This is a genomic window from Patescibacteria group bacterium (genome assembly GCA_018830295.1).
GTDB lineage: Bacteria > Patescibacteriota > Minisyncoccia > Portnoybacterales > UBA2143 > JAHJSM01.
This window is the reverse complement of record JAHJSM010000002.1, coordinates 1-13988: the sequence shown is the minus strand read 5'-3', so window position 1 is coordinate 13988 and position 13988 is coordinate 1. Positions and strand designations below refer to the sequence as shown.

At 37.8% G+C, this 13988-nt stretch carries 17 protein-coding genes; 1 reads left to right on the top strand and 16 read right to left on the bottom strand.

All coding sequences use genetic code 11. The features are described from left to right. Window position 1: 1 nt before the first annotated feature. From obgE to KKF19_02635, 15 genes are all read right to left on the bottom strand, one after another. Window positions 2-976 carry a GTPase ObgE gene (gene obgE / locus KKF19_02705; protein ID MBU2579839.1) on the bottom strand — a complete coding sequence of 325 codons (975 nt, stop codon included), beginning with the start codon at window positions 974-976 and terminating at the stop codon, window positions 2-4. A gap of 4 nt (window positions 977-980) precedes the next feature. Then, entirely contained in the window at window positions 981-1193 is a 213-nt protein-coding gene (locus KKF19_02700) for a hypothetical protein (GenBank protein ID MBU2579838.1), read from the bottom strand. 8 nt (window positions 1194-1201) lie between these two features. Beyond that, window positions 1202-1912 (bottom strand): hypothetical protein, encoded by a 711-nt coding sequence (locus KKF19_02695; GenBank protein ID MBU2579837.1) that lies wholly within the window; start codon window positions 1910-1912, stop codon window positions 1202-1204. 23 nt (window positions 1913-1935) lie between these two features. After that, a complete protein-coding gene (creD, locus tag KKF19_02690) occupies window positions 1936-3375 on the bottom strand; it encodes a cell envelope integrity protein CreD (protein ID MBU2579836.1) in 1440 nt (479 codons plus the stop codon). Between the two features lie 22 nt (window positions 3376-3397). Further along, window positions 3398-4651, bottom strand: coding sequence for a DEAD/DEAH box helicase (locus tag KKF19_02685; GenBank protein MBU2579835.1), 1254 nt, complete (start codon window positions 4649-4651; stop codon window positions 3398-3400). 24 nt (window positions 4652-4675) lie between these two features. Then, a complete protein-coding gene (locus KKF19_02680; GenBank protein ID MBU2579834.1) occupies window positions 4676-5932 on the bottom strand; it encodes an NAD(P)/FAD-dependent oxidoreductase in 1257 nt (418 codons plus the stop codon). A gap of 93 nt (window positions 5933-6025) precedes the next feature. After that, complete coding sequence (locus KKF19_02675) at window positions 6026-6328, bottom strand: hypothetical protein (GenBank protein MBU2579833.1); 303 nt, start codon at window positions 6326-6328, stop codon at window positions 6026-6028. Window positions 6329-6377: 49 nt separating this feature from the next. Then, the gene (locus KKF19_02670; protein ID MBU2579832.1) at window positions 6378-6551 is read right to left on the bottom strand and encodes a hypothetical protein; all 174 of its coding nucleotides are present in this window, start codon (window positions 6549-6551) and stop codon (window positions 6378-6380) included. A 169-nt stretch (window positions 6552-6720) separates the two neighbouring features. After that, a complete protein-coding gene (locus KKF19_02665; GenBank protein ID MBU2579831.1) occupies window positions 6721-7326 on the bottom strand; it encodes a class I SAM-dependent methyltransferase in 606 nt (201 codons plus the stop codon). 59 nt (window positions 7327-7385) lie between these two features. Next, window positions 7386-8483 carry a radical SAM protein gene (locus KKF19_02660; GenBank protein ID MBU2579830.1) on the bottom strand — a complete coding sequence of 366 codons (1098 nt, stop codon included), beginning with the start codon at window positions 8481-8483 and terminating at the stop codon, window positions 7386-7388. Window positions 8484-8557: 74 nt separating this feature from the next. Further along, window positions 8558-8731 (bottom strand): hypothetical protein, encoded by a 174-nt coding sequence (locus KKF19_02655; GenBank protein ID MBU2579829.1) that lies wholly within the window; start codon window positions 8729-8731, stop codon window positions 8558-8560. A 260-nt stretch (window positions 8732-8991) separates the two neighbouring features. After that, window positions 8992-9903, bottom strand: a complete 912-nt coding sequence (locus KKF19_02650; GenBank protein MBU2579828.1) for a DMT family transporter — start codon at window positions 9901-9903, stop codon at window positions 8992-8994. Between the two features lie 204 nt (window positions 9904-10107). After that, the gene (locus tag KKF19_02645; protein ID MBU2579827.1) at window positions 10108-10575 is read right to left on the bottom strand and encodes a tryptophan-rich sensory protein; all 468 of its coding nucleotides are present in this window, start codon (window positions 10573-10575) and stop codon (window positions 10108-10110) included. A gap of 114 nt (window positions 10576-10689) precedes the next feature. Next, window positions 10690-10896 (bottom strand): DUF378 domain-containing protein, encoded by a 207-nt coding sequence (locus KKF19_02640; GenBank protein MBU2579826.1) that lies wholly within the window; start codon window positions 10894-10896, stop codon window positions 10690-10692. A 93-nt stretch (window positions 10897-10989) separates the two neighbouring features. Further along, window positions 10990-11319: a pyrimidine dimer DNA glycosylase/endonuclease V gene (locus KKF19_02635; protein MBU2579825.1), complete on the bottom strand. Its 330-nt coding sequence runs from the start codon at window positions 11317-11319 to the stop codon at window positions 10990-10992. A gap of 152 nt (window positions 11320-11471) precedes the next feature. Here KKF19_02635 and KKF19_02630 point away from each other — a divergent pair, with 152 nt between their 5' ends. Continuing rightward, complete coding sequence (locus tag KKF19_02630; GenBank protein MBU2579824.1) at window positions 11472-11702, top strand: hypothetical protein; 231 nt, start codon at window positions 11472-11474, stop codon at window positions 11700-11702. Between the two features lie 79 nt (window positions 11703-11781). Here the strand turns inward: KKF19_02630 and KKF19_02625 are convergent, their stop codons facing one another. Then, window positions 11782-13785 (bottom strand): hypothetical protein, encoded by a 2004-nt coding sequence (locus KKF19_02625; GenBank protein ID MBU2579823.1) that lies wholly within the window; start codon window positions 13783-13785, stop codon window positions 11782-11784. Window positions 13786-13988: the final 203 nt, after the last annotated feature.

Sequence of the window (13988 nt, the reverse complement as noted above, 5' to 3'; positions counted from 1 at the left end):
TTTAAACAGCAATTTTCCGCTTAATCAAATCGCGCAGGATTTTTTCAACTTGCTTGATGCTCTTGTTATCAATGATGGAAATGGGAATTGCTTTTTTGCCTATCTTTTTAAGTTCGTTAAGTTTTTTCTTAATTTCGTCTTGGTTAATCTCGTCCGACTTGCTCAAAAAAACATATTCCGTTTTATTTAAAAGCTCTTGATTATAAGATTCTAACTCGTTTCTAATAACTTTATAATCTCGCGCTGGCTCGGGCGACTCCGCGGAAATAAAATGAAAAATTGTTTTTGTCCGTTCAATGTGTCGTAGAAACTTAATGCCCAACCCTTTGTTATCCGAAGCGCCCTCAATCAAACCTGGAATGTCAGCTAAAATCAATCCGTAATAGTCGCCCAAATTTGGGTTAAGGGTCGTAAAAAGATAGTTGGCGACTTTGCTTTTGGCGTTAGTCAACTCGTTCAACAAACTGGATTTGCCGACATTTGGCAAACCAACAAACCCGACATCAGCGATTAATTTAAGTTCCAACCGAAATTCATACTCTTCGCCCGGCAACCCTTCCTGAAATTCCTTCGGACTCGTGTTGGTTGAGGAACGGAACTTAAAATTTCCCTTCCCACCATGGCCACCTTTGGCAATTAACATCCTTTGGCCAACAGAAGTAATTTCCTCATCTTTTTGAGTAGATAAATTATGCGCGATCGTTCCAACTGGAACTTTCAAAATAAGGTCCGCGCCATCTTCTCCGTCATTGCATTGGACTTTCCCAATCTTGCCATTTTCCGCCTCAACCTCTTTTTTGTGGCGAAAACAAATGAGCGCGCCTATGTCCGACACGCCTTCCAAATAAATACTGCCGCCATTGCCTCCGTCGCCCCCCGTCGGCCCAAGACTCATTTTCGTCTTGCTGAATTTCACGGCGCCGCGTCCTCCATCGCCCGCCTTTATTCTAATGTTTACATCATCAATTAACATAATTTTATCACAAACCCAAATCCTGATATGTATTCAGCAAATTGGGAATCGCGAAAGCCAGCCCGATAAGGGGAAGAATAATGACGACGGCGGAGATGATAAGAGTCCAAAGAAAATAGAGACGCAACAATCTTAACTGCCGCGCGCTCTCATCTATCTTCTTCTCTAACTCGTCTATTTTTTTGATTAATTCAGAATCCATGTTTATATTTCTAGCCATTGTTTTTCTTATTCAAATCTAAAACTATCAATCATTCTTCCGTCATAGCTTTGATAAGGCGGTGTGCCAGGGTCGGTTTGAAAGGTGGGTTCTTGACCAAGCTTTACCGACATAAATTTATTTTTTTCAGGAATATATAAAACTTTGTATTTATAATTCACGGGACAGTCAGTAGTGCCTAAGTTTTCCCATTGATCCCAACCTCCTATCCTAATCTCATAAACTCCGTCTTGCCCCCATGATTTTTTATCTCCCGCAAAACACCCCGAACCATAATTTTCCTTTATAAATTCATCTAATTCTTCGTCATTTTTCACGGTTCTAATTGAAATAGCCCAACCGCCTAAAAATGAATTAAGAGAGTTTGCAATTTTTTCACATTCTCCCACATATTTACGCAACTCATTATCATATTCAGATATGTAATAATATTCCTGCGAAATATAGACTATGCCGTTTTTATTATCCTCAAATACTTTTACTGGAACCCGAATTACCTTTTTTGGATCACATCCATAATAACCATATATTTTGTCGGGAACATCTATTGAAAAACCCAATTCATCATTAACATATTTGCTCCAGGTTGCTTCTGGCCAAACACCCTCTTGAAATTCTTCTTTCTCTGTCGGCTCTGGGTAATCATAACTCCAAACTATCACCCCAGTCAAAGCTAAAATTGCAGCAATTAAAATAAGTTTTTGTTTTGTGTTTATCATATATATAATTAAATCGCCGCCGTTTAATCTTCTCGCGTATCATCGCCAACCGCGTACCAGTCAACTTTTCTTGATAAATACATTACAACCGCCAGTATTGAAAATAACAGCGCGCTTCCTATGAGCAAGGCGTAATCTTCCAACTGCAGGATGATGTACACAAAAAGGTAAAGAAAAACAAGAATAGAACCTTGTATCAACGCCATTTTAGCATTTGCCAAAACACTCTTTGAATAAAGCGTAATCAAACCAATTGTCGCGACGCTTGAAATTAAATACGCCCAGCCGAAACCGGCTATTTCAGATATTGAAACAAGTAACGCGTAAAATAAAACCATTGCGAGACCAACCAAAATATATTGGATGGGATGTATTCTTTTTCTATTGAAGACCTCGGCAAAGAAAAATACAAGAAAAGTAAGAACGATAATAAGTATAGCGTACTTAACGCTCCGTGTTGATTTTGCATAGCCGTCAATTCCCGCTAAAAGCTTCACACCCGATGCGGATGAATAGATATTATATGCGCTACCAAGCCATGATTGTGGATATCCTCTGTTTAAATCAAGGATTTTCCATGATGCTTCAAAACCGTCATCTGTAACTGTCCGCGTATCAGGCAAAAACGCGCCTCCAAAACTCGGCTTATCCCAGTCTGATCTCAAAGAAATCTCAGTTGTTCTTCCAACCGGAATAAAATGCAAATCCCTGCTTCCGTTAAGATTTAATTTGAAAGAAAATTCATAACCATCTACTTTTTTGTTTTTTATGCTTGCTGGCAATGAAGCGCTAATACCCAAACCTTGTTCAATATCTATTCTTGTTGATTGGTCAGACACAGATAATGCTTTCGTTTCCAAACGATTTCCTTCGTATGGTATTATTTCATAATTATTCCCAACAGACCGAATAACATCGCTGGTCTGAACTCCGGGCTTAAACTCTATTTCTGTGTTATCCCAATTCAATTTTAATTCATTTTCAATGCCACGCGCGTCAGAAATGCCTACGGATATAAACGCGTTATCCCAATCCGCTTCAATGTTTTCAATGCCAAGATTAAGAATATTCGGTTGCGCGAATTTTCCCGAGAAATTTATTTCTGATGAATAAACAACCGCATCAAAAATCCCACGGGACCGTATTTGAGGTCTAATTGCACCGTCGATCAAAAGAGTTTCAGGCAGAAAATGAGCGTATTGAGTTACGCCAACACGTTCTCCTTTTTCATTTATAACGTATTCTTTATATGGGACAGAAAGTATTGGGCCAGCGATTGTCTGTTGTTCTCCCCATTTTTGGCTTATTTCAGACACTGCCACTCTTTTTGTGGATTCTCGTTCATAAATAAGGTTTTTAACCATACTAATCGGAATCAAAAGAAGCAATGCCAATATTCCAATTATGGCAATACGAAAAGTGACAGAATATCGTATCCAACGCGTAAAATTTATATTATTCATAGTGATTTTTTTATGCGGATTATTATCGGCGGCGACTGTTATCGCGCCGTCCGCGAAACGGTCTTTGATTTCTTCTCGCGGGATACCGTCTTCCTCTCTGAACCTGAATTTGTTCTTCTTCGTGATATACTTTTTTTCTTTCTGGAGGAAGCGCTGGCAATGATAATATCGGCAATGATTTGCGAATCAAATGTTCAATTTTTCTAATATCCGCTTTTTCGGATGAAGTGACGAAAGAAATGGCTTTCCCGTAACATCCCACTCTCCCCGTCCTGCCAATGCGATGGACATAATCCTCTGAACTGTTTGGAAAATCGAAGTTAACCACCAACGAAATGTCTTTAACATCAATCCCTCGAGAAGCGATATCCGTCGCGACCAAAACGCGGAACTTCCCGCTGATAAATCCTTCAAGCGCCGTTTTCCGTTGCGATTGAGAACGATTAGAATGAATTTCTGTCGCCGTATGCCCCATATCGCGGATGTCGCGAGCAATGCGTTTCGCGCCATATTTAGTTCGCGAGAAAATGAGCGTTTTGTCTTTTTGATATTTCTGCAAGATAGAATCAAGCAAACGCATCTTATCAATCTTTGAAATAACGAAAACCTCTTGAACCACGGTCTCCGACAATGTCCCTTGAGGCGCAATTTCAATTTTTAACGGCAATCTCATAAACGCGCTCGCCAGCGATGAAATAGATTGTGGCATCGTCGCGGAAAACAACATCGTTTGCCGTTCTTTTGGCGCGAATTGCAAAATCCTTTTAATCTGCGGCAAAAACCCAATATCAAGCATGCGGTCAGCTTCATCAAGAATAATCATATTAACTTGCTTTAGGTTATAAACTCTTTGATTGATTAAATCGGCCAGACGACCCGGTGTGGCGACAACAATGTGGGGACTATGCTTTAAAGCGTTTATTTGCGAATATTTAGACGCTCCTCCAATCACAACAACGCAACGCAATCCCAAGGAAGCGCCAACTTGTTTGATTGCTTGTTCTACCTGAAGCGCGAGTTCGCGCGTCGGGACCAAAATCAATCCCTGTCCCTTGCGCTGAAGAATGCGTTGAATCATCGGAATGCCAAAAGCCAAGGTCTTCCCTGTGCCAGTTTGAGCAATGCCAACAATATCTTTTTTTTCCAAAGCGCCTGGAATCACCTGATGCTGAATCGGCGTAGGAATATCAAATCCCTGTTTCGCAAGCGCCGCAAGAAGTTTTTCCTCTATCCCAAGGTCGCGAAAATGACCAAGGCATGTTTTTGATTGTTTCATAAAAATCATAATACCAAAAACATTCTATTCTGTCAATTTTATTAAACCCGCGGCCGCGCCTGCTGCGTAACCGGTGGTCCAGCAAATCTGAAGATTGTAGCCGCCCGTCGGACCGTCTAAATCAACAACTTCGCCGGCAAAATATAAATTTTCAATTATCTTTGACTTCATTGTCTTGGAATCAATTTCCTTCAAATCCACGCCGCCGCTCGTGATAATCGCCCAGTCAAAACCGACTAAATTTTTGACCGTCAGAGCCAAACCCTTGAGCGTCTCAATAATTTTTTTGCGTTCGTCTTTGGTAATGGAATTCAATTTTTTATTCTTATCAATGCCCGTCAAACGAAGCGCCAAATCGCCCATTTTTTTAGGCAAAAGTTCGGGCAGATAATTTTTAAAATCTTTATTGCCCTTGAAATCCCTCTGCAATCTTTTGTCCAAGGTCTCCACATCCAAAGCCGGCTTTAAATCAATTTTTAAGATGACTTCCCCTGTCTTCAATAACTCGCCTATTTTTTTGCTCAAATCAATAATGATCGGACCGCTGACTCCAAAATGAGTAAAAAGCATTTCCCCAAATCGCGTGTCTTTTTTTTTATTATTTTGGAAAACAGATACGCGCGCGTTTTTCAAACTCAATCCCTGTAAACCGCGAGGCCAATCTTCTTTGGTTCTAATGGGCGTCAACGCCGGCTTCAGGTCTATGATTTTATGGCCCATCTTTTGAACCCATTGACAACCCTTGCCGTCTGAACCAGTTCCGGGATAAGATTTTCCGCCCGTGGTTAAAATGTATGAACGAGCGAATATCTCTTTATCTTTCAACCTTACGCTTTTTATTTTCCCGCCCTCTACTTTAAAGCCAACCACCTCCTGCCCTAAAAATATCTTAACTTTATTTTTATCTAAATATCCAAGCAAAGCGTTCAAAACATCTTCCGCCCTGTCCGAAACGGGAAAAATTCGCTTGCCTCTCTCGGTTTTAGTTTTTAATCCCCTCTTTTCAAAAAATTCAATCGTTTCTTCTGGCCCAAAAACCGAAAGCGCGGATAACAAAAACTGTCCGTTTTTGCCTAATTTGTTAGCAAAGGCCTTGTCGTTAAATTCGGCCTGCGCGAGATTACACCGACCACCGCCCGTAATCAATAACTTCCTCCCTAAACTCTGGTTTTTTTCAATTAAAACCACCCGGGCGCCTAATTCAGCCGCCCGACCAGCCGCCATCATTCCAGCCGGCCCCCCGCCAATCACCGCGACATCAAAATCATATTCCTTAATCATTATTCCATTCTACCAAAAAACCGCCCAAAAGGCGATTTTTTTGATTAAAATAAAAATTCCTCGCAGAAGTACTTTTCCGCGAGGAATTAATTTTTATTGACTCAACTTCATTTCATCTGCTGGGATAAAGCCTCCGATGATATCCCACTCCAAATCTTCTTTTAAGTTTTTTCTTTTGAATGCTTTAATAATCTTGAAAACTTCCTTCTTGTCGGTCGAACGCACCCAAAGATGAGGCATAGGATTTCTTTTGCGGTCGCACGACTCTGGTTTTGTTTCTACAACCGAAGTTATCGCGTCATCCTGAAGACCCAATTCTTCCATCGTGTCATCAATAACCTTTTTTAGATTCTCGGCTTTTTCTTTGCTGTACCCGCAAATAAAAATATTCGGCATATTCATCCCTCCTTAAATTATTCGAAGATAATCTCGATATTTTTATTGATTAAAAAACAAAGTTACATTGTTCTCTTAAAATTCTTTCAGATAACTTTTGATCATCAATCTCTAAATCAATCTTATTTCCTTTATAGCATATTACTATTCCCTTTTCTTCTAGATGCCTTATTCTTACTGGTCCTACAAATTCTTGCGGTATGTCCTGAATAATTACTTTCATTTCTTTCCCTCCTTTTTTATTAATTAAAGAACTAAAAACAGAATAGCATAAGGATACTATTCTGTCAACACAATTCGCGCTCTGCCTTATTATGCTTCACTATACCCTACTATGCTCCGCGGGTGGAACAAAGTTAGAACTTGGTATTTTGAAATTAAACACGCGCAAATTATTGCTTTTTAATTAAGACCGTAAAAATCCCATGTTCGTGTTTCCCGAGAGGAGGATGGCTATCCTCTACTACCGCATCCGTCATCTCTAAAACCTCATGCCCCTTAAAAAGTTTCAAAAATTCATCTTCGGAAAAGAAATGCGTAAAACTTTTAGTTTTATTGCTATAAAAAGTGTTTTTCTCTTTTGTTTTTTGGGCAATAGACGCGAACCTTTGATAAGAAGGATCTTTGGTGGAAAAAACTTTAAGATAAAGAAAACCGCCCTTTTTTAATGATCCGATCGCATCGCTTATTATCCTCGCTACTTCTTTAAATTTAAATAAATGCAAAACATTCAACATTAAAACTAAATCATATTCATTTTGAGAAAAAACAAAATCCGAAATATCGCTTGATAAAACATTAATCTTTGGATAATCTTCTTTTATTTTTTTAAATACTTGCTCATCTTTATCAAGACAAACAACCTTAAACCCCTGTTCAGATAAAAAAATACTATTAGCCCCCAATCCAGAACCCAAATCCAAAACTCTACCGCCCTTCGGCAAATTTCCCACTATCTCTTTTATTTTTTTATCTATCGTCCCGCCAAATTTAAACATAAAAATAAGGAGAGCAAGGTTTTCCCTACTCTCCTTTAATTATAGAATCCAACCTTGATTTAATCAAGGTCTTGCCAACATTGGGGATCGGCATCAAAAAATGACCCCGAAACGCCATAAGCCACCGCCCCGCATCCTCGACACACATACAGCAAAGGACAATTTTTGCATTTTTTATACTGCCCTAAGTCCCTATATTTATTTAATTGTTTAGAATTAATAAACAAGTCAATTAAACTTTGATTTGGGACTTTGCCTATAGGACTCGGGAAACGACGACAGGCATATACCGCGCCGTCAGAAAGAATCGATAAACTAGCAACTCCTAAGCCGCAACCACCAGCCACAATTTTGTCTTTTCTAATTTGATCCAATTCGGTTTTTTGCTCATTAGAATATTTTTCGTAGAAGAAAAGTTCCCACAGGTGGTCTTTGAACACAAATCTAGTATTAGGATGAGTTATAGCCAACTCTTGATGGGCATTATATATTTCTGTTAATAGTTTTTTATATTCCGATGGACTAAACATCTGTTCCTTGTATTTATCCAATGACCAATTGCTGGGACGACAAAATCTGGCAAAAGCAAAAGCATCAAACTTTTCTTCTGCTATCTTTTTCATAATCTCTATAAGATCAGGAGCATTGAACCTAGATAAAGTAAACATGCAAGTTGACCTAATCTCCGCTTTCCTTAAAACCCGAGCTGCTCTCAATGTTTCCTGATATCCACCATCGCTCCTTAAAAAATTATGCTTTTCCTCTAGTCCGTCTAAACTAAGTTGATATTTGCGAACCCCGTATTTTTTCATTCTTGAAGCAGTTGTAGAATTCACATAAAAAGGATTTCCTAAAATATCTACAGCGCATTCAACTTGAAATTTGTCATTAAAGATATTAATAATTTCCAAAAGACGCCAAAAATCAGGATGCAGTATGGGGTCTCCGCCAGTTAACACAAAAACAGCATTAGCCCCCAACATTTCGGCTGTTTTGAAAATATCTTCAACTACTAATGATAAATCATCAAACTTAAGTTCTTTTGACTGCTGATGAGAATATCTTTTTGACTGGAAAAGATAACAATGCCTGCATCTCTGGGAACATCTATCAGTTATATGCCATTGAACATAAAAGTTAGGACTAGAATTTTCCATACCTATTATCTCATCTCCTTTCTGTAAAATTGGGTCTGGCCAATAAATCGACCAGACCCATGTTTCTGCCTAACTTAATCAAAATCACAAGTCGGATCCGCCTGGCATGGATCGCTATGGCAAGCGACCTGACAATTAGATCCAACAAGCAATTTACGCCGCGGGAGAAAAGATAACTTTAAGGCCTTTCTCCAGTAATTATACTTCTTCAAAACCTTTTTAATCTTTGTTTTCTTCGCATTATTCACTTTTCTCACCTCCTCCCAATCTTTTTATTTTTATTCACTTGTTAAAAAACAGTCATAAAAAGTATTCTTGATACTTTTTTATTATAATACTTGTTATAATAAATTATGTCAATATCAACGGGAACAAAAAACAACCGCACAAACAAACGGTCATTTTATACTTTATTATACTTCACTATGCCCTACTATGCTCCGCGGGTGGAACAAAGTTAGAACTTGGTATTTTGAGAAATCCCCTATCATTGGCTGGGTAATGCCAATCAGACATTCAATAAATAGACACCTATAAACATTATTAAAATCGCTATAACCTTTTGAGCTAAATGTTTTTTTAATAAATTTTCTTTACTGAAATGCGGGGAAAACAAAGTAATGATAATTCCGAAAAACAAAACAAAGAATGGCTGAAATCCATTGACAACCCAGACCAAAGCCAATGGCGCGAGCAATGTAGCGAAATTCATTATTATTTTCGCAATAATATTTAATACTTCGTTTGTTGTATTCCATCCCAAGACAGCCCTTTTATTGTTTTTAACCACCAATAAAAACTGTTCCCTGTATGATCTAACAAAAAGCAATAAAATAATAGACAAAACTGCAAAGCCAATATACTCCCAAAAACTTGTCGTCCAAAAATTTTCTTGAATAGCAACATATTTAAAAATCAACCCATTGAGCGCTATTAAGAAAGATGCCAAAAACATCAACCAAAAGACCTTTTTCTTAAACTTTATCTTTTTCTGATTTAGATCTAAGGACAAAGTTATGGCCCCTAATATAATCAACAAAGAAGCGACAATTTGAATGCTTGCCAATCTCTCGCCTAAAACAAAAAAAGCCAATACATAGCTGAAAACAGGAATAGTTTGAAACAAAGGAACAACAATTGAGGCCTCATCTTCAGCTAAAGCATAAAGATATGGCAATAAACCCAGAACATATAGCGAACCATTGGCTATAATGAGCAACGCGAGAATTGGATTAATGGAAAAAACCGCCGGATGAATTATCAAAATAAAAGGCAGCACAAATATTCCTATCAAAGACGAAAAAATAATCAAAGAGCCAACCCCTCCATTTCTAAAATACTTATTTATTAAATACTTATCTATGTGGTTTGTCGCAGCCCACAAAATAGGGGCTACTAACGCAATCATGAACCAATTCATAATTCAATTTTATCACAAAAAAATTCCAACATCCAGCGCATTAAAACAAAAAAACAACCGCATAAACAAACAGTCGTTTTATACTTCACTATGCCTCACTATACCCTACTATGCTCTCCGTGATACGCGAGTTTAGAACCGCTATTAAAGAGTATTCTGGCTACTGGAAGTTTTATATTGTGCGAGAATGGCCTGAAGTTCTGGCTAATTCAAATACCAAATAAAATAATTTAACAGGCTGGCGAAACTTACCCAAAGCAAATACGGAATTAAGAGATAAGTCGCCCATCGATTGATCTTCCAAAATTTAATCATTAAAGCGATGATCAAAAGCCAAATGATAATAATATTTACAAAGGCCAGGCCAGGGTTTTGAAGCCCAAAAAATATTATTGACCAGATAGCGTTGAAAAACAAATGAATCCAAAACAGCCGAATCGCACCTCTGGCTGTTTTGTTTTTCTCAACTTTCTGCCAGATTAAATAAACACTAATGCCCATTAAGATATAAAGCGTAATCCAAGCCGGGCCGAATATCCAATTAGGAGGACTGAAGCTCGGTCTTTGTAATGTGGCATACCAAGTCGGAATGGCCGAAGTAGTAAAAAGCGAACCAACTATGCCGGCCAATTGCGGTAATGCCAGAGAGATTATAAGACGTTTGTAATTCATAGGTTTTGTTAAAATTTTTACCCACCCACCACGCTAAGAAATATAGTTTAAAATTTATTCCAGCGTGGCGAGCGGATATCCGAATCCATATTCGGCGTTTATTTAGCCAAAAAGTTATTTTCTGGCTAATTTGCCCAGACTGGCTAAAACATAAACAGCGGACAAGCCAACCAAGACATAAACAATGCGGGATAAAACAGACATATCTCCAAATATCGTCGCTACTAAATCAAAACTAAATAAACCGACCAAAGCCCAGTTTAAGCCGCCGACAATAACCAACACTAAAGCAACCCAGTCTAAAGTATTTAATTTATTCATATTTTTTTATTTTTAATATTTAATTTTAACAATAAAGCCCGACCTTTAAAATGTTTTATTGTGAGTGCAAACCCCCCTTGAATAATAATTTTATTATAAAGGACAGTCGCAGTTCTTATGTTTTAAAATTATTTTTTGTTCGGCTTTGGTATTAACAAACTCATCTTGTTTAATTTTACCACAAGAAAGGTTTTTATTTAAGGGTGAATTATGATGATATCCTCGTCTTTTGATTTCTTTAACTAACTGTTCGTGTCTTACAAATAAAGCTTTATTTTTACCAACCCAGCGTTTTGTTTCTGGATGATTTCTATATCCTTTTTTGTCATTAGTTAAAATACTCCAAATAGCATGAAGCTCTCGATGCTCACCAAACAAATGCTTGTTGCACAACTTTTTTGGATTAATATCCCAGATACGCATATTTATCTTAAATAACAATTTATCACCTCGTTTCTGCCACCTGTTTGCCCCTGCCTGCCCCGTAGCGAGCTTGCTTCGGCAAAGAAAATGCGAACACCCTAAAATCATTCCTCTCCGCCCTCTCTCGGAAAAAAGGGATTGAAAGAAACCTCTTGATTAAAAAATTTCTGAAAGAAATTATCTATTCCCCCGAAAATGTTAAGATTCGGTTCTTTTATTCAGAGATTTCAGAGAATTTTCCGGATTTTGCCTCCGAAGAAACGCCTGCCTTGCGAAAGCAAGGCGGCGCGAAAAAAATAAAGAGAAAAACAGAAAATGATATTTTCTCTGACAAATCAGAGTTCGCCTCGTCAAACTCGGCTCCGCGGGTGGAACAAAGTTAGAACCTGGTATTTTGAGAAATCCCCAATTCTCTGCTCTGCCCTATAAATTAAATAAAAAAAACTACAAGTCTAATCAGTATTAGATTATGTTAACTATCGCCTCATCCAAAGATCTTCCGGCGTCTAAAAACTTTTTAACTTGGGGCCAAATTTCTTTTGCCATTATCATTTTAGGTTCCTTAACTTTGCTTAAATCCAACATTCCAATCCGCCTTAATTCTTGAATAGAATATAAATCTATCCCCGCAACATGAAGCAATTTTGATAGCCCTTTTTCTTTTAAAACATCAACTACTAATTCCTGTTCTATATACTGCATTTGTTTTGAATCTGGTAAAAACCCAGTTCTATCATTAAGCGGAGTATTCATCCTAAAAATTCGCAGGGTTCTTGGATAAACATGGTCAAATATTTCTCTGTATCTTTCATCCTTAAGCGCTTCTTCCAGTGATAAGTCATACTTTTTTTTAGCATAAGCTTCAAAAAACACATGAAAACACTCTTTAAAACTACCCCCATTTCTCTTCTCAAGTAAAACAAGATAATAATAGGACAAGGCCTCTTTTCTTACTCCGGCCACCGCCTGTTTAGTATTGTCCTCTATCCTCATTGCCGCGGCTTCAGACAAAACACTAGACCTTCCTGTGGAAAATTCATCTATCAACCGTAGTCCATCACCAAAGCTCTCTTCTCTGTTTTTATATCTTAAAACATGACCTTCTACTTCATGAGCCAGGACAGCAACAGTATCAACCAAACCCCTTCTAAAAGATTTGGGAATTCTTATTTCTCTTTTTTTTCTATTTACCCCCAATGTCCCTTTTCTTTCCAAAACTACCGCCTCCCATATCTTATCTCCCTTTGCAAGTCCATATCTTTGCAAAATCGCTTCGCATAAAACCTTGGCTTGCTGGGCATTGACCTTATAACTGTTATACTTTTTATATTCTTCGGTATCTTCAAGAGAAAGTTCATCAGCTCGAGCTTGCGCGTACTCTGATAATCTCTCTGGGATAGTCATAAATAATCCATTGTCTCCTACTTTTACCCCGGTACCCTGTAAAAAGTGGTCTATCCGTTCTATCGTGCGAGATGCTTGTCCCGAAGAAAACCTGTCAGCTTTTGCAATACGGTCAGTTCCTTTTACTAAACCCAATGCGACTTCTTCTTTTTCCGTCTTTTTAGATTGAGCTGCTAAAACTCGCCCCAAAGAATATTTTTGAGCAATCAAAACATTTAAGTATCTTCTGTAAATACCGATAACTATTCTTTTTGTCTCCGCTAAAGCGCTATCTTCGGTTCCAAGTTCTTGAATTTCTTTCTTTAACTGCTTTTTGAAATTTCTCAATCCTTTTATTTTTTCTATTAACTTGTCAACATTAACTATTTTTGTAATTCTTTCAGGATTTGAAAGTTGCTCTACTTTCCCATTAGCATTTCGGAAAGTTTGAATAAATTGTTCTTTTGTCCAATCAGAAGAATAACGATCAATTCGTGTTCTTAACTGCTTGGGGATATTAATTAAGTCAATTTCTGTAAAAAATTTTTCCTCTACTTCTATTTTTGTCAACTCGCCTATTTCTGGCGCGTCCCCTCTAAAAACAGCTATTTTTTCGTTTCTGCCTCCTATCTCGTTTAAAACTCTGCTTAAATTCACAAATTCGACCCCTTCTTTTCTGTATCTCTTAAAATTATCAATGGAACCCGCAACGCCATCAAGGTCATCAAAGAAAGCATCATAAATCTCCCGCTTAACCTTTGCGCTTTTTAATTCAACGCCTCGCTCGCTCGCCAAAGTTTCTAATCTGCTTTTTAACCCTTTATCCAAATAAATTATTGAAAAAAGCCTACTTCCTTCTTTGTCCGCAAAAGCTTCAGGATAAATTGTGTGGTTAGAAATAGTGATATCCTCTAACTTGCGAAGCTCGCTAAAAAATGGTTCCTCAAATTTTAAAACTTCTGCTTCCTCCTCTTTTTCAAGAGACAACTGCTCAATATCCTCCAAAAAATCAGGCTGGCGAACAACCTCGGAAGCTCTTAGGGGATATAAAAAATTACCACTTTTTTCTCTTAAATTTTCCATCTTAATTTATATTTTACTTTGTCAGAACCTCTGTCTTACTATGCTTCACTATACCCTACTCTGCTCCCGAACAAAATCCGCAACAAACTTTCACAATCATTCTGCCGAATTTGATTCATAAATCAAAGAAAAGAATGCCCAGAAATTAAATGCTATTTTTATTCTTTCTTGTCGGTTGCGAAAATTGGCTCTATCGACCATCG